Source organism: Streptomyces sp. NPDC002754 (assembly GCF_053592315.1).
Genome location: NZ_JBSFVM010000013.1, coordinates 84,023 through 104,922, shown reverse-complemented (window position 1 = coordinate 104,922; position 20,900 = coordinate 84,023). Strand labels below are relative to the sequence as shown.

Sequence of the window (20,900 nt, the reverse complement as noted above, 5' to 3'; positions counted from 1 at the left end):
CCGTCATCAGATGCCCTCCGCCCAGCGCCGCACGTGCGGCAGATCGTCGTCCAGCCAATAGGCGCTCTCCTGCGGGTCTTTGGAGTCGGTGACCACGAGAATCTCCTCGAACTTGGCGCCCGTACCCCGGAATCCCAGGTGCGGCTCGACCGCCCACAGCCCCGGCCGCGGCGGGTGGTCGGAGAACTTGTACGGCGACCACAGTGGGGACCAGCCGTCCCGGTGCCCGTGCAGCGCGTCGCTCGCCAGGCCCTTCAGGGACTGGGTGCCGAAGCCGAACAGCGTGGGGTTGATCCGCCGCTCCTTGACCCGGTCGACCTTGTGCGCGATCACACCGAAGGGATACGCCCGGTGCCGATTGGCATAGCCCTGGCGGACCATCAACCGCTCCACGTCCTCGTAGATCTCCCGCAGGGAGCGCCGCTCGCGCACCTCGCGCAGGATCAGCTCGCGGTGCGGCCGAAGGTCCGAAAGCAGCTTGTCGTGCACGGGGTTGAGGCCGAGGCAGCCCGAGTAGCCGATGTCCGCGGTGTATCCCTGGTGGACCGGCGCCATGTCGAGGACGAAGGGCATTCCGGGCTCCAGCTGCCGGTTCGTCGGGAAGAACTGCAGCGGTACGCGGAAGTTCACGAACGCGGTGCGGTCCCCGAACCACGCGAAGGGCAGATGGAACCAGTCCCGCACCCCGCGCTCGCGCAGCCACTCCCGCTGCATCCGCGCCGCGTCGCGCTCGGTCACGCCCGGCTTGAGCTGCGCCGCGACCGATTCCGCGCAGGCGTACGCGAGCCTCTGTACTTCTCTGAACCCCCGTAGTTCCGCCGAGAGTTCACGTACCACCGCTTGGGTCATGCCACCGTCCGTCCCGGTCGCGGCCGCCCCGGTTCGTGACCGGGCCGTCGCCGTACGCGCTCGTAACTTGACACTGATGAATGTGACAATGCTTGGCGGCGGCGTCAAGGGGTCTGCACGGTCCACTGCGGCCTGCACGGTCTACTCAGGGTGGACCCCTAGGGATCCGTAATACTCAGGTCTTAGGCGAGGTCGACCCCACGGTCTGACGTATCCGTGTGGTCTGCGCCACTACGGTCGAACCGTGACTGTGATCGCGACCGAAAGCCTGAGCAAGCGGTTCCCCAAGGTGACCGCGCTTGACCGGCTGACCATGGACATCGAGCCCGGTGTGACCGGGCTCGTCGGAGCCAATGGAGCCGGCAAGTCCACCATGATCAAGATCCTGCTTGGTCTGTCCCCCGCGTCGGAGGGCCGCGCCGAAGTGCTCGGGCTCGACGTCGCGGACCCCTCGTCGGGGCCCAAGATCCGTGAGCTCGTCGGCTATATGCCGGAGCACGACTGCCTGCCGCCGGACGTCTCGGCGACCGAGTTCGTCGTCCACATGGCGCGCATGTCGGGCCTGCCGCCGACGGCCGCCCGCGAGCGCACCGCCGACACGCTGCGGCACGTGGGCCTGTACGAGGAGCGCTACCGCCCCATGGGCGGCTACTCGACGGGCATGAAGCAGCGCGTGAAGCTGGCCCAAGCGCTGGTGCACGACCCGCAGTTGGTGTTCCTGGACGAGCCGACGAACGGCCTGGACCCGGTCGGCCGTGACGACATGCTCGGCCTGATCCGGCGCGTGCACACCGACTTCGGCATCTCGGTCCTCGTCACCTCGCACCTGCTCGGCGAGCTCGAGCGCACCTGCGACCACGTCGTCATCATCGACGGCGGCAAGCTGCTGCGCTCCAGTTCCACCACGGACTTCACGCAGGCCACGGCGGTGCTGGCGATCGAGGTCACCGACAGCGACGAACACCCGGACGGGACAAAGGCGTTGCGCGAGGCGTTCGCGCAGCGCGGCATCGAGACCAGCGCCGGCGGTGAGCTGCCCGGCGCCGGACACACCGTCCTCCTCACGGCGCAGGGCGAGGAGACGTACGACATCGTGCGCGACGTCGTCGCGGACCTCGGCCTCGGCCTGGTCCGCATGGAGCAGCGCAGGCACCAGATCGCGGAGGTCTTCCGCCCCGAGGGCGAGGCGCAGCAGGAGCAGGGCTCCGAGCGCGCCGCGGCCTGGGCGGCCACCGCCGCATCGCAGCAGACGGGAGGCGCGGCGCGATGACCACCGAGCAAAGCCCTGTGGACCGCGCGTCCACCCAGATCCACAACATCGGCTACCGCCACTACGACGGCCAGCGCCTGGGCCGCGCGTACGCCCGCCGCTCGCTCTTCTCGCAGAGCCTGCGCGCTGCCTACGGACTCGGCCGCTCGGCCAAGTCCAAGGTGCTGCCGATGCTGCTCTTCATCGTCATGTGCGTCCCGGCGCTCATCATGGTCGCGGTGACCGTCGCCACGAAGGCGAACGACCTGCCCGTCGACTACACGCGCTACGCGGTCATCCTCCAGGCGGTGATCGGCCTCTACGTGGCGTCGGCGGCGCCGAACGCGGTCTCCCTCGACCTGCGCTTCAAGTCGATCCCGCTCTACTTCTCCCGCCCCATCGAGCGGGTCGACTACGTAGTCGCGAAATTCGCCGCGATGGCATCGGCCCTGTTCATCCTCACGGCCGCACCGCTGATCGTGCTCTACGTAGGCTCTCTGCTCACCAAGCTGGACTTCACGGAGCAGACCAAGGGATTCGCTCAAGGACTGGTATCCGTGGCGCTGTTGTCGCTGCTCTTCGCCGGGATCGGACTCGTCGTCTCCGCCGTCACCCCGCGCCGCGGATTCGGCATCGCCGCCGTCATTGCCGTCCTGACCATCTCCTACGGCGCGGTGTCCACGGTCCAGGCGATCGCCGACGTCCAGGACAACGGCGGGGCGGTGACCTGGCTCGGCCTCTTCTCACCGATCACGCTCATCGACGGAGTGCAGACCGCGTTCCTCGGAGCGGGCTCGTCCTTCCCCGGGGCCCACGGACCCTCGGCCGGCCAGGGCCTCGTCTATCTGCTCGTCGTCCTCGGGCTCATCGCCGGCTCCTACGGGCTGCTGATGCGCCGCTACCGGAAGGTCGGACTGTGACCACGATCAACATCGACCACGTCTCACGCTGGTTCGGCAACGTGGTCGCCGTCAACGACATCACCATGAACATCGGCCCCGGCGTCACCGGCCTGCTGGGTCCGAACGGCGCGGGGAAGTCCACGCTCATCAACATGATGGGCGGCTTCCTTGCCCCCTCGAACGGGTCGGTGACCCTCGACGGACAGCCGATCTGGCGCAACGAACAGATCTACCGGCACATCGGCATCGTCCCCGAGCGCGAGGGGATGTACGACTTCCTCACGGGCCGCGAATTCGTCGTCGCCAACGCCGAGTTGCACGGCCTCGGCAAGAAGGCGGCCGGGGAGGCGCTGGCCACGGTCGAGATGGAGTACGCGCAGGACCGCAAGATCTCGACGTACTCCAAGGGCATGCGGCAGCGCGTGAAAATGGCCTCCGCGCTCGTCCACACCCCATCGGTGCTGCTGCTCGACGAGCCGTTCAACGGTATGGACCCGCGTCAGCGCATGCAGCTCATGGACCTGCTGCGCAGCATGGGGGACGAGGGCCGCACGGTCTTGTTCTCCTCGCACATCCTCGAAGAGGTCGAGCAACTGGCCTCCCACATCGAGGTGGTCGTCGCGGGCCGGCACGCCGCGAGCGGTGACTTCCGCAAGATCCGCCGCCTGATGACCGACCGCCCGCACCGCTACCTGATCCGCTCCAGCGACGACCGGGCGCTGGCAGCCGTACTGATCGCGGACCCGTCGACGGCGGGCATCGAGGTCGACCTGAAGGACGGTGCGTTGAACGTCCAGGCCGTCGACTTCGGCCGGTTCACGACGCTGCTCCCGAAGGTCGCGCAGGCGCACGGCATCCGGCTGCTCACGGTCTCGCCGTCCGACGAATCCCTCGAGTCCGTGTTCTCGTATCTGGTCGCGGCGTAGGAGGCCCTGATGTACGACCCCACTGTCGCCCGACTCACCTACCGGGCCCTGCTCGGCAAGCGCCGGGCCCTCATCCTCTTCGCGCTGCCCGTACTGCTGATCGTGATCTCCGCGCTCGTGCGCGGGCTCACGGGGGCCGACGACCAGACCGCGTCCGACCTGCTCGGCGGCTTCGCGCTCGCCACGATGGTGCCGCTGATCGGCGTCATCGCGGGAACCGGAGCCATCGGCCCGGAGATCGATGACGGGTCCGTGGTCTACCTGTTGTCGAAGCCGCTCAAGCGGCCCACGATCATCTTCACCAAGCTGATCGTGGCGATCGGCGTGACCATGGTGTTCTCCGCCGTCCCGACGCTCATCGCGGGCTTCATCCTGAACGGCAACGGACAGCAGATCGCTGTTGCCTACACGGTCGCAGCCCTGGTGGCCTCGATCGCCTACGCGGCGATCTTCCTGCTGCTCGGCACGGTCACCCGGCACGCGGTCGTCTTCGGCCTCGTCTACGCCCTCGTATGGGAGGCCCTGTTCGGATCCATGGTCTCCGGGGCGCGCACGCTCAGCGTGCAGCAGTGGTCGCTCGCGGTCGCCCAGAAGGTGGCCGGCGGCGACCTCGTCACCTCGGACGTGGGGCTGCCGCTCGCGACGGTGCTCCTGGTGGTGGTGACGGTTCTGGCGACCTGGTACGCCGGGCAGAAGCTGCGGACCCTGAAGCTGGCTGGAGAGGAGTAGGTCCGGGTGACCGCCGCCGCCGATCATTCGGTGGCGGCGAACTCCACCGATCCGGAGTAGTCACTGCACTCCGTCGAGCCCCGCCTCAGGCGATGCCCGGGGACCGTCAAGCCCCGTCGGCGTTTGAGGCGCGGGGTCCGGGGCGGAGCCCCGTGGCGTGAGAACGGTCGGCCGTCACGCGCACGGCTCAGCCGAGCAACCGCTCAACCGAGCAACCGCTCAAGCACCACCGCGATGCCGTCCTCCTCGTTCGACGACGTCACCTCGCTGGCCACCGTCTTGAGCTCCTCGTGGGCATTGGACATGGCCACGCCGTAGGACGCCCAGCCGAACATCGGGATGTCGTTGGGCATGTCGCCGAAGGCGATCGTGTCGACGGCCTTCGCACCCAGCCGGCGGGCCGCCAGGGAGAGGCCCGTGGCCTTGGAGAGGCCGAGCGGGAGCAGCTCCACGATGCCCTCGCCCGCCATCGTGACCCCCACAAGCCCGCCGGCGACGGTGCGCGCGACCTCCGCCAGCTGGTCGTCGGTCAGGCCCGGATGCTGGACGTACACCTTGTTGAGCGGCTGCGCCCACAGCTCTGCGAGCTCCGTGAACGGGACGACCGGCAGCGGGCCCTCCTGCACCTCGTAGCCGGGGCCGACGATGACCTCGCCCTCGATACCGTCGCGGCTCGCGGCGAGCGCCAGCGGGCCGAGCTCGGCCTCGATCTTGGCGAGCGCGAGCCCCGCCAGCTGCCGGTCGAGCGTCACCGAGGTGAGCAGCCGGTGCTCCCCCGCGTGGTAGACCTGCGCGCCCTGGCCGCACACCGCGAGGCCCTCGTAGCCGAGGTCGTCGAGGATGTGCCGGGTCCAGGGCACCGCCCTGCCGGTCACGATGATGTGCGCGGCGCCCACCGCGGTGGCCGCGGTGAGCGCGTCACGCGTGCGCTCGGAGACCGTGTCGTCGGAACGCAGCAACGTTCCGTCGAGATCGGTCGCCACGAGCTTGTACGGAAAGGCAGGGGCGGGGGGAGCGGGGTGGCTCACTGGCGTTCGGCTCCAGGAGATACAGGCAGCACGGCTGCGCGGGCCGTTCGGGCTGCGATTACTTGGGGTCCAGGGTGGTGCGTCCCCCAAGGTAGGGCCGCAGCATCTCCGGAACCCGTACCGAGCCGTCGGCCTGCTGGTGATTCTCCAGGATCGCGACGATCGTGCGCGGGACGGCGCACAGCGTGCCGTTCAACGTCGCCAGCGGCTGCGTCTTCTTCCCGTCGCGCATCCGGATCGACAGGCGGCGCGCCTGGAACCCGTCGCAGTTCGAGGCCGAGGTCAGCTCGCGGTACTTGCCCTGCGTCGGGATCCACGCCTCGCAGTCGAACTTGCGCGAGGCAGAGGAGCCGAGGTCACCGGTGGCGACATCGATCACCTGGAAGGGCAGTTCGAGGCCGGTCAGCCACTGCTTCTCCCACTCCAGGAGGCGCTGGTGCTCGTTCTCCGCGTCCGCCGGGTCGACGTACGAGAACATCTCGACCTTGTCGAACTGGTGCACGCGGAAGATGCCGCGGGTGTCCTTGCCGTACGTGCCGGCCTCGCGGCGGAAGCACGGCGAGAAGCCGGCGTAGCGCAGCGGCAGCTGGTCCGCCTCGAGGATCTCGTCCATGTGGTAGCCGGCGAGTGCGACCTCGGAGGTGCCGACCAGGTAGTAGTCGTCCTTCTCCAGGTGGTACACGTTGTCGGCGGCCTGGCCGAGGAAGCCCGTGCCCTCCATGGCGCGCGGGCGCACCAGGGCCGGGGTCAGCATCGGCGTGAAGCCGGCCTCGGTGGCCTGCGCGATCGCCGCGTTGACGAGCGCGAGCTCCAGGAGCGCGCCGACACCGGTCAGGTAGTAGAAGCGCGAGCCGGAGACCTTCGCGCCGCGCTCGACGTCGATGGCGCCGAGCGCCTCGCCGAGCTCCAGGTGGTCCTTGGGCTCGAAGCCCTCGGCGCCGAAGTCGCGGATCGTGCCGTGCGTCTCCAGGACGACGAAGTCCTCCTCGCCGCCGCGCGGGACGTCGGCGTGCACGAGGTTGCCCAGCTGGAGCGCCAGGCGCTGCGTCTCCTCCTCGGCCTCGCGCTGCTCGACCTCTGCGGCCTTGACGGCGGCGGAGAGCTCGCCGGTCTTCTTCAGCAGCTCCTGGCGTTCCTCGGGAGAGGCCTTGGGGATCAGCTTGCCGAGCGACTTCTGCTCGGAACGGAGTTCGTCGAAGCGGAGCCCGGACGACCTGCGCCGCTCGTCGGCGGACAGGACGGAGTCGACAAGCGCGACGTCCTCTCCACGGGCGCGCTGGGAGGCGCGAACACGGTCGGGGTCCTCACGGAGCAGGCGAAGGTCAATCACCCCTCAAGGTTACCGTTGCCCGCTTCCGGCCCACGACCCGATATCCGTTGCACTCCCTTATGCCCTATTTGCCGGAATGTGAATTAAGGATGGAGTGCGGCCGGAAAAGATCCACTCGGGTCCCGCGAGGCGCGTCAAGGAAAACCCGACACCTTCCCTTGAAAGGGGCAGATGCGGCGCTTCACCTTGACCCGATCCCCTTGTCGCGGCCGGGACTTGGGGCCCCGCTGTCCACAGCGATGCGCGAACCCGAAAAGTTATCCACAGGCTGTGAGAAAGATCTGTGGATGCCGGAAGTGATCATTCCGAAAGCCACATGTGTAGCAAAGAATTCCCCACCCAAACCGCTTGCAAGCTCACTTTCGGGTGGAAATGCTTCACTCCAAAGAGTTGATCAAAGGAAATGTATGGACGAAGGGTGACCTGCCGGGCTGTGGATGCATCTGGGATCTGTGGGCCGATTTGTCGACCAACTGGCACCTTCCTGTCGACTTGTCCCCAGGTCGAGAAGGCGCCCTGTGGATAACTTCTGTGGATGAAGAAAATCCGCTGGTAGGACCGGCTGTACAGACAAAAAAGAGCCGGACCCGACGGTGGAAAACTTCGGCTCCGGCGGAAAACTACGGGGCGAGGCCCTAGGGGAAGACAGGCCCTAGAACCGGCCGTCCTGGCAGCGCGCCAGCCAGTCGGACGCCGCCACGAACTCGCCGTCCGAGGTTCCCGAGCGCGGCGTGCGCACATCCTCGACGGTGACCCCGGCCCGCGGGTAGGAGCCGAGGAAGCGCACCTCCGGGCACGCCCGCTTCAGCCCCATCAGTGCCTCCGCCACCCGGCGGTCCGCGATGTGCCCCTCCGCGTCGATCGCGAAGCAGTAGTCGCCGATGCCCGTTCCGGTGGGCCGGGACTGCAGCAGCACCAGGTTGACCCCGCGGATGGCGAACTCCTGGAGCAGTTCCATCAGCCCGCCGGGGTGGTCCTCGCGCTGCCAGATGACGACCGAGGTCTTGTCTGCGCCGGTGGGCGCCGCGGGCCGGGCCGGCCTGCCGACGAGGACGAAGCGGGTCTGCGCGTTCTCGGCGTCGTGGATCTCGGTGACCAGCGGCACGAGCCCGTACTTCTCGGCCGCGAACTCGCCGGCGAACGCGGCGTCGTAGCGGCCTTCCTGGACGAGGCGCGCGCCGTCGGCGTTCGACGCCGCGGACTCCCAGGTCACGTCCGCTGCCAGGTTGCCCTTCATCCAGTTGCGCACCTGCGGCTGGGCGGCCGGGTGCGCGGTGACCGTCTTGATGTCGGCGATCGCGGTGCCGGGGCGGACCAGCAGCGCGAAGGTGATGTCGAGCAGCACCTCGCGGTAGATCATCAGCGGCTCGCCTGCGACCAGCTCGTCGAGGGTCGTGGTGATGCCGCCCTCGACGGAGTTCTCGATCGGTACGAACGCGGCCTCGGCCTCGCCGCTGCGGACGGCGTCGAGCGCCGCGGGCACGGACACCACGGGGACGAGTTCCCGGGTGGCCGTCTCCGGGAGCGTGCGCAGGGCGACTTCGGTGAAGGTGCCCTCGGGGCCGAGATACGCGTAGCTGGCTGGCATGGGCTCACCCTAATGCGCCGTACGAGGCCGGGCTCACGGGTACGTGCAGGTGCTACCCCAACCGGCGACCGGGCCCCCGACCACTCAGCGACGGCCCAGCCCGCCCCCCGGCGACGGCCCCCGGCCCCGCCTACCCCTCCAGCAACGGCTGCCCCACATAACCGCCCTTCTCCGCACCGCCCGGCACCGCGAAGAGCCCGCTCGCCTCGTGCCGGATGAACTTCGACAGGGCGTCGCCGCGGTCGAGCTTGCGCTGTACCGGCACGAAGCCGCGCAGCGGGTCCGCCTGCCAGCAGATGAAGAGCAGCCCGGCGTCCGGGGAGCCGTCCTCGTCGTAGCCGTCGTGGTACGAGAAGGGGCGGCGCAGCAGCGCGGATCCGCCGTTCTGGTCGGGCCGGGTGATGCGGGAGTGCGCGTTGAGCGGGATGACGAGGTCACCGTTCGCGTCCGTCTTCTCCAGGTCCGGCTCGGTGGTCTCCTTGCCGCCGGTCAGCGGGGCGCCGCTCGACTTCTTGCGCCCGATGACGTGTTCCTGCGCCGCCGTGGAGAGCTTCTCCCAGTCGTCGAGGAGCATCCGGATCCGGCGTACGACGACGTACGAGCCGCCTCCCATCCATGCGGGGGACTGAGCGGAGCCCGAACCGGGCACGAAGATCCGCTTGTTGAAGTCCGCCTCGCCGGGCTTGGGGTTGTCCGTCCCGTCGACCTGGCCCATCAGATTGCGGACCGTCATCGGGTGGGCGGTGGCCCCCGGCGAGCGGTTGAAGCCGTTCATCTGCCAGCGCAGCTTGGCGGTGGATCCCGCGTCCTTCTGGATCGCACGCAACGCATGGAAGGCGACGAGTGGATCGTTGGCGCCGATCTGCACCCACAGGTCGCCGTTGCTGCGCGCCTTGTCGAGGTGGTCGGAGTAGAAGTCCGGCAGCGGGTCGAGGGCGGCGGGGCGCTGCTTCTCGAGTCCCGTACGGGAGAAGAAGCTGTGGCCGAAGCCGAAGGTGACCGTCAGCGAGGAGGGGCCCGCGTCCCGGGCCACGTCCGTGTCGTCCGAGGCCGAGGGCTTGCCCGCCATCAGCCGCTCGGCCGTCGCGGACCAGCGGCGCAGCAGGGCCGCGGCCTCCTTGCGCCCCGCGCCCGCCGCCAGGTCGAACGCGACGACGTGGCCGCGGGACTGCATCGCGGTGGTGATGCCGGGCTGATGTTTCCCGTGAAACATCACCTCGTCCGCCCCGATCGAGGTCAACGTGGCCTGCTGTTCGGGGGAGTTCGAGGAGCCGACGGCATACCCCGCGCCCGCACCGACGGCGCCGAGGGCGACGCCGGTGGCACCCGCCGTCCCGATCAGTCGGCGCCGCGAGATGCCCGCGGCCTGCGGGGAGGACGCGGCGCCGCTCTTGGTGTCAGCCGTTTCGGTCGTGTCAGCCGTGTCAGACGTGTCAGCCATGGGGCGGTTCAGCCGATCTTCGCGTTCTTGTTGATGGTGATCTGGTCGATGTCCGACGTGCGCACGGTCAGCGCGACCTTCCAGTCGCCCGCCGCGGGGATCTGCACGCCGCTCGCCGTCCAGTGGCCCGTGGCGATGTGGTCGGGCACGACGGGCAGCGGCCCGATCTTCCTCGCCTCTTGGGTGAGGGCGAGCTTCACCTCGGGGACGTCGAAGGCCTTGCCGTTCGGCCGCTCTATGTAGAGGTGCATTTCGTTGTTGCCGGTACGCCCGGGGTCCATCTCCAGGAGGGCGGTGCCCTTGCCGTCCGCGCCGCCGGTGTCGAACGGAATCTTCAGGGAGAGCGGCCCGGTCTGTGCCTGCGTGGCCGAGGTGGCGGACTTGGCCTCCTCCTCGGTACGGCCCGGCTCGGTGGACGTCAGCACGGTGGTGACGGCGAGCAGGACGACCGCGATGCCCGCCTCGACGAGCACCGAGCGGCGCAGCCCGAAGCGGTGCGGATCGGCGTCGCGCACCCGCTTCTCGCGCGCGCTCGCCATCGCGGCGCGCTGCCGGGCGAGTTGGGCCGCACGCTCGGGGCTCGCAGCCTTCCCTCCGACGGTCACGGAGACCGGCTCCTTCTCTTCGGAGACCTCGGACGCCTGCCCCGCCGCCGGGGCGGCGGTCGCGGTCTCGGTGAGCCGAGCCGTCCACTTCCGGGAGATCCAGGCGACGCCGACGAGTACGGCGACCAGCCCGACCTTCACCATCAGCAGCTGCCCGTACGCCGTCCCGGTCAGCGCCGACCAGGAGCCGACCTGGCGCCACGACTGGTAGAGCCCGGTCGCGACGAGGACGAGGACGCTGCAGAAGGCGACCCGTGAGAAGCGGCGCACCACGGAGCCCTCGATCGTGGGCACCCGGTACAGGGCGACGAGCAGCGTGGTCAGTCCGCCGAACCAGGTGGCGACGGCCAGCAGGTGCAGTACGTCGACGGGCATCGCGAGGCCCGCCTGGATGCCGGTCGAGGCGTGCTCGGCCATGGCCCAGGTGGCGGCGAGCCCGGCCGCGACGACGGTGCCGCCGACGGAGAGCCCGAAGGTGAGATCGTTGCGCTCCTTCGCCCCCGTGTCCTCGCCATCCGCGCTGCCCTGTGCGGTCTCCTCGTTCTTCTTCGCGTAGGCGCCGAAGAGCACGGCGATGAAGAGGGCCGCCGCCGCGAGCAGCAGCAGCCTGGACGTGAGCGCGGCGCCGGTCTTCGTCTGCAGGACCTGGCCGAGCAGCGACATGTCGAAGATGTCGCCGAGCTTCCCGGACCCGGTGTACGAGCCGCGCATCAGCAGCATGGCCATGGTGGCGGCGGTGAGCGCGGTCCAGGCGCCGACCACGACGCGCTGCACCGGCTTGCTGCCCGCGCCGCGCCGCCAGCATCCGAGCACGAACGCGGCGCCGCCCACCAGCAGTGCGAAGCCCGCGTACGAGACGTAGCGCGCGACGCCGTAGATCCCGCCGACGACTCCGCCGCCCGCGTTCTGGTCGGCGACCACCGCGGACGTCTTGGAGGGCGCGCCGATGGAGAACGTGTAGGCGCCGGCGACGGGGTGGCTGTCGGCGGAGACGACTTGGTAGGTGACGGTGAACGTGCCGTCTGGCAGGCCCGAGTGCAGTCCCACCGCGTAGGTCGTGCCGCCGGGGTGGGCGACCTTTCCGTCGTCGACACGCTTGCCCGCGGGGTCGAGGACACGGACCGCGCCGTCGGAGATCGCGACGCTTTCGGAGAAGGTGAGCGACACCTTCTTCGGCGCCGCGTCGACCACCGCTCCCTGCTTGGGGTCGCTTCCGGTCAGCGCGGCGTGCGCGGACGCGGGGGCGGCGCCGGCCAGGAGTGCGCCGGTGACGGCGATGAAGAGCAGCACCAGCTGCCAGGTGCGGGGAGCGATGGTCTTCACGTACGGGTCAGCCCCTTCAGTGCGAAGCGTGCGACGGGTTGTAGGTGGCGACCTTCACCGGGAAGGAGACCGTGACGGTCCCGGACTTGGCGAAGTGCAGCTGCACCGACACCTTGTCGCCCTCGGCGGGCTTGCGCTTCAGGTTCTCGAACATGAGGTGGTTGCCGCCGCGTTCGAAGTCGAGCTCGCCGTTCGCGGGCACGGCGAAGGACTTCTGTTCCTTCATCACACCGCCCTTGGTGCTGTGCAGGGTGACCTTCTGGGAGATGCCGCTGCTCACGGACGTGAGGGTGTCGGCGGCGCCCTTGTTGTGCACGGTGAAGAACCCGGCCGCCATGTCGCCTGAGGCCGGTTCGGGAATGAACGCGCCCTCGACCTTCACGTCGGGCTTGTCGGCGGCCTCGGAGCCGGATCCGCAGGCGGTCAGGGCGAGCCCCGCCGCGAGCGTGAGGGCGCCGAGGGCGAGGGGCGTGCGCCTCACGGCTTCTCCCCCTTGACGATCTTGGGGAGGTCCTTGGAGTAGTCGTCGACGGTGGCGTCCTCGCCGTACAGCACGTATCCGGCGTCGTTCTTCGGCGAGAAGGCGATGACCTGCGTGCCGTGCATCGACACGACCTTGCCGTTCTTGTCCTTCTGCGTCGGTTCGATGGAGATGCCGAGCGTGCGGGCGCTGCCCTGGATGGTGGCGAAGTCGCCGGTGAGGCCGATGAAGTCCTTGTCCTGCGCCTTGAGCCACTTGCCGAGGACGGACGGGGTGTCGCGGTCCGGGTCGGTGGTGACGAAGACGACCTGGAGCTTGTCCTGCTCGGCCTTGGGCAGCGACTTCTTGGCGACGGCGATGTTGCTCATCGTCAGCGGGCAGACGTCGGGGCAGTGCGTGTAGCCGAAGTAGATCAGCGTCGGCTTGTTCTTGGTCTGCTCGCGCAGGTCGAACTTCTTGCCGTGGGTGTCGGTGAGGACGAGATCCGGCTTCTTGAACGGCTTGTCGAGGACCGTCGCGGCCTTCTTCGCACCGCTGTCCGAGGACACCTCGGCGACGGGCTTGCCGCTGTCGTCGCCGCTGCCGCAGGCGGACAGGGCGAAGGTCGCGACGGTGACGAGCCCGACCGCGGCCAGCAGGCTCTTCCTGTTGAAATTCGTGTTCTTGCGGGGGTTGCGCATAGAAAAATGTCCCAGATGTGAGGTGGCCGGCGGGTGCCGGGGTCGCCCACCGCGACCCCGGCACCCGCCGAGGGTGGCTCAGCTGTTGGTACGCCGACGGCCCGCCATGACGCCGAACGCCACACCGGCGGCGCCGACGACGATGCCGACGATGCCGAGCGTGCGGGCGGTGGTGTCGCTGCCGGAACCGCCGGAGTCCGTGCTCGCGGCGGCGGTCTCCTTCTTGGCGCCGTCGTCGGAGGCGCCCGAGGCACCGTGCCCGTCGTCCGATGCGGCCGAGAGCTCAAGGGCGGGGGCCGGGAACTCCGGCTCCTCCTGGCCCTTCTGCTGCGGCTCGATCCAGCGCACGACCTCCTTGTTGTCGTACGTCTGGAGCGCCTTGAAGACGAGCTGGTCGGTGTCGGTCGGCAGCTGACCGACGGACACCGGGAACTTCTGGAAGTAGCCGGGCTGCACGCCCTTGTCCTTACCGGAACCGGTCGCGGTCCAGGTGACCTTGGAGACGGCCTCGGTGATCTTCTCGCCGTGCATCTCCATCGGCTTGTCGAGCTTCTTCTTGGTGACGTCGGCCTTCCAGCCGGGCACGGGCTCGGGCATAACCGAGGCGAGCGGGTGCTCGGTCGGGAAGTTGACCTCGACCTTGGTGGTCGCGGCGTCGTCGCGCTCGTTGGGAACCTTGAAGTCGACGACGGCGTAGTCGCCCTTGGCGGCCTCGCCCTCCGGCTGCACGCTCACGTGCGCGAAGGCGGGGGCGGACACGAGGACGACGGAGGAGACGGCGGCGGCGCCGACGAGAGCGGCGCGGGACATCTTCTTCATGACAGGGAGAACTCCACGTTCAGCGGGATCCAGCGACAGGTGAGAGGGGCGCGACCGCGAAACACCGCACTACGTATGCGGTGAAAGAGCGGGTACGCGCGCGTGCCCACGGCACGGCTCACCCCCGCAGTACGCGGTGGAGTACGCGTGCCGTTCAGGCAGCGAGAAGGAACGTGTCGGTCGCGGGTGGCCCGCGCCGGCTCACCGAGTGCTGAAGTACCGCTGCCCGCAGGGCCGGTGGTTCGGCGAACCCGGCACGCACGGCGGGCGCCGGGACGGGCGCATCCCGGAACCCGGCCTGGAGGAGGCGTACGAGGCGCAGGACGGCCCGCAGCGAACGGATGGGCGCCACGTCCATGACGGCGTACGCGGAGAGCCGCACGATGCGGCTCAGGGCGAGGTCGCCGTGGCGCAGCAGCCAGCCCGCGCCGGCCGCGGCGAGCAGGTGTCCGAGGAGCATCGGCAGGGACGGCAGCAGCGACATCGCCGAGCCGGCCGTGCCCGCCATGTGGTGTGCGTCGCCGGAGGGCACGCGCGCGTTGTCGAGGATCCGCTCGGCCTGCGCCGGGCTGAGTGTCGACGCGCCCGCCCCGCACATGAGCCGCGCGGCCCGCTCGACCGCTGAAGGTTCGCTCGTCCCGGCCGTCATGGTCATGGTGTGCTGCTGACCGAGGCCGAAGAGGCTGTGCAGCGCGATCTGTCCGGCGCCCAGCGTGGCGGCGATGCCCGGCAGCGACCGCTCGCGTCCCGCCAGGGGCAGGGCCACACAGAAGACGGCGAGGAAGCCGAGCGACAGCGTCCACAGCGGGACGGTGGCCGTCGAACCGAGGACGTGCCCCGCCGCGGACAGCGTGACGCAGACCGCGGCGAACACCGCGGCCCTGAGCAGCCGGAGATCGGCCGCGCTGCGCGCCTGGCGCTCGTGGGGGGCAGTCATGGCGGCCTCATCATCGCACTGGCTTCACACGCTCCATACAGCAGGTCCGCAAGGTCCCAAATCTCCCGTACACGGCCGACCCCCGTATGCGCATCGGCCGTATGGGCGTCATCACGTCAACTGCACGATTGCGCCGGGCCGGTGGCGGCAATACGTATCGGTATGTCGAGTCGCGGCCGGGAGGCGGGAGCATGAGCATCTGGTGGTCCCTCCATCTACGGCGCGATGCCGCGAGCGTGCCGCTCGCCCGGCGCCTCCTCATGGGCACCATGGAGACCGCGGGCGTCGACCCCGATGTCTCCTACGATCTGTCGGTCGCGCTCAGCGAGGCGTGTGCGAACGCCGTGGAGCACGGTGGGGCGGCGACGAGCGAGGCGACGGACGCGTTCCGGGTCACCGCGTACCTGGACGGCGAGATGTGCCGCATCGAAGTGGCCGACACCGGCCCCGGTTTCGCCGCCGCGGGTGGCCACGCGGCGGTGTCCGTCCGCCCGGCGCCCGACTACGCGGAGCACGGCCGCGGCCTGTGCCTGATCCAGGAACTCGCCGACCACGTGCACTTCGTGAACAGACCCGGCAGGGGCGGCGCCGTGGTCAGCTTCGACAAGATCCTCAAGTGGCGGGAGGACGCGCCGCTGATGGCGGTGTGAACGCGAAGAGGCCGCGCCTACGTAGGCGCGGCCTCTCCTTCATGCGAGGTGTCAGCCCTTCAGGCGAGCCATCCACGCCTCGACCTCGTCGGCCTTGCGGGGCAGCCCGGCCGACAGGTTCTTGTTGCCGTCCTCGGTGACGAGGATGTCGTCCTCGATACGGACACCGATGCCGCGGTACTCCTCCGGCACGGTCAGGTCGTCGGCCTGGAAGTACAGACCGGGCTCGACCGTGAGCACCGTGCCGGGCTCCAGCGTGCCGTTCACGTACGACTCGGTCCGCGCGACCGCGCAGTCGTGGACGTCCATGCCGAGCATGTGACCGGTGCCGTGCAGGGTCCAGCGGCGCTGCAGGCCCAGCTCCAGGACGCGCTCGACCGGGCCCTCGACCAGGCCCCACTCGACGAGCTTCGTGGCGAGCACACGCTGTGAGGCGTCGTGGAAGTCCCGGAACTTGCCGCCCGGCTTGACGGCCGCGATACCGGCTTCCTGGGCCTCGTACACGGCGTCGTAGATCTTGCGCTGGAGCTCGCTGTACGTGCCGTTGATCGGCAGCGTACGCGTGACGTCGGCGGTGTAGTACGTGTGCGTCTCCACGCCGGCGTCGAGCAGCAGCAGGTCGCCGGAGCGGACCGCGCCGTCGTTGCGGACCCAGTGCAGCGTGCAGGCGTGCGGGCCCGCGGCGCAGATGGAGCCGTAGCCGATGTCGTTGCCCTCCACGCGCGCGCGAAGGAAGAACGTGCCCTCGATGTAGCGCTCGGAGGTGGCCTCGGCCTTGTCGAGCACCTTCACGACGTCCTCGAAGCCGCGCACGGTCGAATCGACCGCCTTCTGCAGCTCGCCGATTTCAAACGCGTCCTTCACGACGCGCGCCTCGGAGAGGAAGACCTTCAGCTCGTCGTCGCGCTCGGCGGTGACCTTGTCGGTCAGGGCGGCCTCGACGCCGGCGTCGTAGCCGCGCACGACGCGCACCGGGCCGGTGGCCTCGGCCAGCTTGTCGGTCAGCTCGCGCACGTCGGAGGCGGGGATGCCGTAGCGCTTCTCGGCCTCGGTCAGGGAGTGGCGGCGGCCCACCCACAGCTCGCCCTGGCCGTCGAGCCAGAACTCGCCGTTCTCGCGGTTGGAGCGCGGCAGCAGGTAGAGCGTGGCGTCGTGGCCCCCGGCCTTGGGCTCCATGACGAGGACGCCGTCCTCCGTCTGGTTGCCCGTCAGGTACGCGTACTCGACGGAGGCGCGGAAGGCGTACTCCGTGTCGTTCGAGCGGGTCTTGAGGTTGCCCGCGGGCACCACGAGACGCTCGCCCGGGAAACGGGCGGACAGGGCGGCGCGGCGGGCGGCGGTCTCGGTGGCCTGCGGACACGGCTGCAGGTCGTGCAGCTCGGTGTCGGCCCAGCCGGACTTCATGTTCTCGGCGAGCTCGTCGGACACGCCCGGGTAGAGGCCGTTCTTGCGCTGCTTGATGGGCTCCTCGGCCTCGGCGGCCTCCGGCCCCGCCGCGGTAGCGGCATCTTCAACACAGCCCGGGTTGAGCTCCTCCGACACGGTTCCTCCTTGACGCGGCAGGTCCGGTGAAATGCCCTGGATACGGCAGTGGACCCCCTCCATCGTACGAGCGTACGGAAGGGGGTCCAGGGCCGGAGGGCCCGTTACACACAGCGTCCCTGAGGTCACTCGAAGCGGGCCGCGAGCAGGACCACGTCCTCCTCGCTCTCGGCCGTGTCGAGGCCGTCCGGGAGCATCGACCGCAGCACGTGGTCGGCGATCGCCCCGGGGTCGTCACGGACGGCCTTGGGCACGCTGGCGGCAGCCGCGTGCAGCCTGGCGAACGCGCGGTCCATGGGATCGCCGGTGCGGCGCAGAAGGCCGTCCGTGTAGAGCAGCACGGTCTCGCCCGGCGCCGGGGTGATCTCCACGCTCGGCGCCTCCCAGCAGGCGAGCATCCCGAGGGGCGCGGACAGCGTCGTCTCGGCGTACTCGGTGCGCCGTTCGCCGATCACCAGGGGCGGGCTGTGCCCGGCCCCGGCGAGGACGATCTTGCGTTGCGCGGGCTCGCAGTACGCGAACAGGGCGGTCGCGCTGCGCGCCGGCTCGGTCAGGCGCAACAGAAGCTCCAGGTCGGACAGGACCGCCACCGGGTCCTCCCCCTCCATGACCGCGTACGCCCGCAGAGAGGCGCGCAGCCGGCCCATCGCCGCGACCGCGCTCGCGCCGGAGCCGCTGACGGAACCGACCGCGAGCCCGAGCGCCCCCTCGGGCAGCGGCAGCGCGTCGTACCAGTCGCCGCCGCCGCGCGGTCCCGTGCGGTGCCGGGCGGCGAGCTGCACCCCGGCGACCCGGGGCAGGCGCGGTGGCAGCAGCTCGTCGGCGACGGTGCGTGACCACGCGCGTGTGCGCTCCAGTTCCAGGAGGCGGGCGACGTGTTCGGTGGCGTAGCGCGCGTACAGGCCGATGAGGTGGCGCTGGCGCTCGACGGGCTCGGCCGGCTCGTCGTAGAGCCAGACCGCGGCGCCGAGCCGGCCGGCCGCTTCGGTGGCGAGCGGCATCGTGTAACTCGCGGCGTAGCCCAGGCGCGCGGCGACCTCGCGGTGGCGCGGGTCGAGCCCGTCCTCGGCGAGCAGGTCGGCGCGTGCCTCGGGGTCGGCGGACAGCCCGTCGAGGATCCGCCCGTACGAGGTCGCGCCGCGCGGCACGGTCTCGATGTGCCCGAGGTCGGGCCGGGACAGGCCGAGGCCGATGGTGGTGTCGGGGCCGCGCCCGTCGCCCGGTTCCAGGATGACAAGTCCGCGCCGGGCGCCCACCAAGGCGGCTCCGGCGCGCAGCAGTTCGTGCAGTGCGTCCTCGAGTGCGGCCGTGCGGGCCAGCCGTTCCGTGAGTTCGTGCAGCGTCGTGAGATCGGAGACCCAGCCCGCGAGCCGGTCCTGGATCACGGCTCCGGGTGCCACGGCGGAGGGAGTGACCTGCGACACGGGGGGAGCGGGCGCGACGCTGGGGGCGGGAGAGGGAACCTGTCCAGGAGAGGAATCGATTCCAGCCACTTTCGGCAGGCGTGGGGTTGTCATGGCTTCCGGCTTTCCGACCGGTGCATATTGCTCATCAGCATCGCAAACCCCCATGTCATTCTGCGCCGCCGGCAATGCCTCCACATGTACACGGACTCGTTGGGGGATGTCCAGCATTGTCCCGTCGGGATTACCGGTGTCTGCCGTGGTCAAGCGGTATCGGCAGTAAAACGATCTCGGTTCTCATATGTGATCCGACCTTGATCCCAAGCCGATACCGATCGTTCGAAGATGGCCAAAAACCGCCTGGGGGAAGCGCTTATTGCGGTCGACTGGCATTGTTCAGCTGTGGTCGACAGAGCGTCATAGCGGCCGCGATGGGTACGTAGTCGGTGAAGACCAGGGGCAGTTGGGATCCGCCCGGAACCTGGTGACGGAACCGGGCGTCATAACCATCGGCGACCGTGTCCCATCCTCCCGTGGCGGAGGCGGCGAGAAATACGCGGGACGGCAAACGCCAGGCGCCGCCACCCCACGCCAGGCTTTTCAAGCACACAGCAGGCGCTCGGACTATAGGGGTTACCCCTGCTTCAGGCCGGCGGTTCGGGCTGAGGTGCGGCGCTGCAACACGTACACGCAGTGACTGATCGACACATGGTGTGATGTGGCCCATAGCGTTCTCTTCGGTCTACGGAAAGGAACGAGCGCTCATGCGCGAGATCCTCGGAAGGCGACGCAGGCTCCTGTCCAGGCGTGACAACGGGAAGTCTGACCTGCTCAGCGCGGCCCTCACGTTCGCGACAGCGTGGCAGTGGCCGGTCCTGCCGGGCATAGGGCTCGAAGCGGGAGGCCGTCGTGACGGCGTCCGCTGCGCCTGCCCCGACCCGGAGTGCACGGTGCCGGGCGCGCACCCCTTCGACCCGGGGCTGCTCGCGGCGACGACCGATGAGCGCATGGTCCGTTGGTGGTGGACCAACCGTCCCGACGCTCCGATCGTGCTCGCCACTGGTGCCCCTTCCGCGGTCTCAGGGGGGCACGCGCCCTGTGTCGTGAGCCTCCCCGCCGTCGCGGGCGCCCGCGCACTCGCGGCGCTCGACCGCAGGGACGTCCGGCTCGGCCCGGTGATCGCGACGCCGGAGCGGATCGCGATCCTCGTGGCGCCGTACTCGATGGAGCAGCTCGGCGAACTCCTGTACGCGCAGGACTTCGTGCCCGGCTCGCTGCGGTTCCACGGTGAGGGCGGATATCTCGCCCTGCCGCCGTCGATCTCGGGCGCGGGGCAGGTGCGTTGGGAGCGCGCGCCGCTCCCCGGTTCGGCGGCCCCGTGGACGCCGGATGTGGAAGCCGTGGTCGGCACGTTGGTCGACGCCCTCACCCGTACGGGTGTGAGCGCGCCCGAGTTGTAGCGGAATCCGGCGCGCGGCGGGCCGGTGAGCCAGGTGTGCGCCGATATCTTCGGCGCATGCCTGCCGCGCCACGCCTCCCCCAGCTCCCGGACGAGCAGTTCCTGGACGCGACCGAGCGGGAGCGACCGCACGCGCGACTCCGGCTCTTCGGTCTGCTCGCCGTGGTGGTCCTCACAGCGGCGCTGCCGCTGGCGGGCGCGTCCGCGGGGCCGGTGGACGACGGGCCCACGCGGCAGGCGGCCACCGAAGCCCACGCGACCGATGCGGATGCCGCCAAGGCGAACGACAACGGGGACGGCAAGGCGACCGGCAGCGGTGGCGGCACACCGGCTGAGCAGGAGACCGGCAAGCCCTCCCTGCTGACCGGTCTCGGCCTGTCCACCGAGGCCCACTGCGGCCCCCAACTGTCCGCCCCGGACGGCATCGAGGCGCAGACCTGCGTGCTCGTCCAGGGACGCGACACGTGGGCGCGTACCTATTACCGCAACGCGACGGGGGCGGGTCTGACGGCCGTACTGACCCTGATGGCGCCCGGCGGACGCACGGTGCAGCTGCATTGTTCCGTGGGTGCGGAGGACGAGCCGGGGATGTGCGAGACACCACGGGGACGTACGCGGGGAGAGCCGGACGAGTACACGGCGGTGGCGGAGTACGCGAGGGGCGGGGAAGGCCCGCTGCTGCTGCGTTCCGGAAGCAACTCGGCGCCGTCGCACGGGGGTTGAGACCGGCGGGCACCGAGTGCACATGGAAGCGCCCGGTTGCTGGCGACGGGGGATGCACCAGCAACCGGGCTACTTGAACGGTAACAAGAGATCGCCGGTTAGCAAATTCGATCTCTTCTATTCGGACATGGATTTACCTGCAACTACCGGGAGTTGTGACCCGGCTCACCTTGCGGTTCGGTGAAGCGGGTCCATCGGGTGTCCCCGTTCCGATGGGCTGACTGGTCGGTCAGCCC

General features: G+C 69.8%; 19 protein-coding genes. 7 read left to right on the top strand and 12 right to left on the bottom strand.

Going from position 1 to position 20,900, the window contains the following annotated elements; translation table 11 throughout:
• Positions 1 to 6: 6 nt before the first annotated feature.
• The gene (locus ACWD2L_RS24890) at positions 7 to 849 is read right to left on the bottom strand and encodes a M24 family metallopeptidase (protein ID WP_351332116.1); all 843 of its coding nucleotides are present in this window, start codon (positions 847 to 849) and stop codon (positions 7 to 9) included.
• A 244-nt stretch (positions 850 to 1,093) separates the two neighbouring features.
• Here ACWD2L_RS24890 and ACWD2L_RS24885 point away from each other — a divergent pair, with 244 nt between their 5' ends.
• From ACWD2L_RS24885 to ACWD2L_RS24870, 4 genes are read left to right on the top strand one after another with little or no spacing between them, the layout of a single operon-like run.
• On the top strand, positions 1,094 to 2,119 hold the full coding sequence (locus ACWD2L_RS24885; RefSeq protein WP_451191448.1) for an ABC transporter ATP-binding protein: 1,026 nt from the start codon (positions 1,094 to 1,096) through the stop codon (positions 2,117 to 2,119).
• The gene (locus ACWD2L_RS24880; protein ID WP_351332113.1) at positions 2,116 to 3,018 is read left to right on the top strand and encodes an ABC transporter permease; all 903 of its coding nucleotides are present in this window, start codon (positions 2,116 to 2,118) and stop codon (positions 3,016 to 3,018) included. Before ACWD2L_RS24885 ends, ACWD2L_RS24880 begins: the two co-directional genes overlap by 4 nt.
• Entirely contained in the window at positions 3,015 to 3,926 is a 912-nt protein-coding gene (locus ACWD2L_RS24875) for an ABC transporter ATP-binding protein (RefSeq protein ID WP_351332110.1), read from the top strand. The genes ACWD2L_RS24880 and ACWD2L_RS24875 overlap by 4 nt, the downstream gene beginning before the upstream one ends.
• A gap of 9 nt (positions 3,927 to 3,935) precedes the next feature.
• Positions 3,936 to 4,655 (top strand): ABC transporter permease, encoded by a 720-nt coding sequence (locus ACWD2L_RS24870; RefSeq protein ID WP_351332107.1) that lies wholly within the window; start codon positions 3,936 to 3,938, stop codon positions 4,653 to 4,655.
• A gap of 203 nt (positions 4,656 to 4,858) precedes the next feature.
• On the opposite strand, the gene ACWD2L_RS24865 is transcribed toward ACWD2L_RS24870, so the two are convergent.
• From ACWD2L_RS24865 to ACWD2L_RS24825, 9 genes are all read right to left on the bottom strand, one after another.
• Positions 4,859 to 5,683, bottom strand: a complete 825-nt coding sequence (locus tag ACWD2L_RS24865; protein ID WP_351332105.1) for an HAD family hydrolase — start codon at positions 5,681 to 5,683, stop codon at positions 4,859 to 4,861.
• A gap of 58 nt (positions 5,684 to 5,741) precedes the next feature.
• A complete protein-coding gene (gene serS / locus ACWD2L_RS24860; RefSeq protein WP_351332102.1) occupies positions 5,742 to 7,013 on the bottom strand; it encodes a serine--tRNA ligase in 1,272 nt (423 codons plus the stop codon).
• Between the two features lie 652 nt (positions 7,014 to 7,665).
• A complete protein-coding gene (gene pheA, locus ACWD2L_RS24855; protein ID WP_351332099.1) occupies positions 7,666 to 8,601 on the bottom strand; it encodes a prephenate dehydratase in 936 nt (311 codons plus the stop codon).
• A gap of 130 nt (positions 8,602 to 8,731) precedes the next feature.
• Entirely contained in the window at positions 8,732 to 10,042 is a 1,311-nt protein-coding gene (gene efeB / locus ACWD2L_RS24850) for an iron uptake transporter deferrochelatase/peroxidase subunit (RefSeq protein ID WP_351332096.1), read from the bottom strand.
• An 8-nt stretch (positions 10,043 to 10,050) separates the two neighbouring features.
• A complete protein-coding gene (locus ACWD2L_RS24845; RefSeq protein ID WP_351332094.1) occupies positions 10,051 to 11,970 on the bottom strand; it encodes a copper resistance CopC/CopD family protein in 1,920 nt (639 codons plus the stop codon).
• Between the two features lie 16 nt (positions 11,971 to 11,986).
• On the bottom strand, positions 11,987 to 12,451 hold the full coding sequence (locus ACWD2L_RS24840) for a copper chaperone PCu(A)C (protein WP_351332091.1): 465 nt from the start codon (positions 12,449 to 12,451) through the stop codon (positions 11,987 to 11,989).
• Complete coding sequence (locus ACWD2L_RS24835) at positions 12,448 to 13,131, bottom strand: SCO family protein (RefSeq protein WP_351332088.1); 684 nt, start codon at positions 13,129 to 13,131, stop codon at positions 12,448 to 12,450. Before ACWD2L_RS24835 ends, ACWD2L_RS24840 begins: the two co-directional genes overlap by 4 nt.
• Positions 13,132 to 13,209: 78 nt before the next feature.
• Positions 13,210 to 13,950: a YcnI family copper-binding membrane protein gene (locus ACWD2L_RS24830; RefSeq protein WP_351332086.1), complete on the bottom strand. Its 741-nt coding sequence runs from the start codon at positions 13,948 to 13,950 to the stop codon at positions 13,210 to 13,212.
• A gap of 154 nt (positions 13,951 to 14,104) precedes the next feature.
• Positions 14,105 to 14,887, bottom strand: coding sequence for a hypothetical protein (locus ACWD2L_RS24825; protein WP_351332084.1), 783 nt, complete (start codon positions 14,885 to 14,887; stop codon positions 14,105 to 14,107).
• A 191-nt stretch (positions 14,888 to 15,078) separates the two neighbouring features.
• Between ACWD2L_RS24825 and ACWD2L_RS24820 the strand changes: the two genes are divergently transcribed.
• The gene (locus tag ACWD2L_RS24820) at positions 15,079 to 15,537 is read left to right on the top strand and encodes an ATP-binding protein (RefSeq protein WP_351332081.1); all 459 of its coding nucleotides are present in this window, start codon (positions 15,079 to 15,081) and stop codon (positions 15,535 to 15,537) included.
• 51 nt (positions 15,538 to 15,588) lie between these two features.
• Here ACWD2L_RS24820 and ACWD2L_RS24815 read toward each other — a convergent pair whose 3' ends face one another.
• Together ACWD2L_RS24815 and ACWD2L_RS24810 are read right to left on the bottom strand one after the other, a co-directional pair.
• Positions 15,589 to 17,079, bottom strand: coding sequence for an aminopeptidase P family protein (locus ACWD2L_RS24815; protein WP_351332078.1), 1,491 nt, complete (start codon positions 17,077 to 17,079; stop codon positions 15,589 to 15,591).
• 125 nt (positions 17,080 to 17,204) lie between these two features.
• Positions 17,205 to 18,713 carry a PP2C family protein-serine/threonine phosphatase gene (locus ACWD2L_RS24810; protein ID WP_351332075.1) on the bottom strand — a complete coding sequence of 503 codons (1,509 nt, stop codon included), beginning with the start codon at positions 18,711 to 18,713 and terminating at the stop codon, positions 17,205 to 17,207.
• 533 nt (positions 18,714 to 19,246) lie between these two features.
• On the opposite strand from ACWD2L_RS24810, the gene ACWD2L_RS24805 reads away from it, so the two are divergent.
• Complete coding sequence (locus ACWD2L_RS24805) at positions 19,247 to 19,942, top strand: bifunctional DNA primase/polymerase (RefSeq protein ID WP_351332072.1); 696 nt, start codon at positions 19,247 to 19,249, stop codon at positions 19,940 to 19,942.
• 56 nt (positions 19,943 to 19,998) lie between these two features.
• Complete coding sequence (locus ACWD2L_RS24800; protein ID WP_351332069.1) at positions 19,999 to 20,664, top strand: hypothetical protein; 666 nt, start codon at positions 19,999 to 20,001, stop codon at positions 20,662 to 20,664.
• The last annotated feature ends 236 nt before the right edge of the window (positions 20,665 to 20,900 follow it).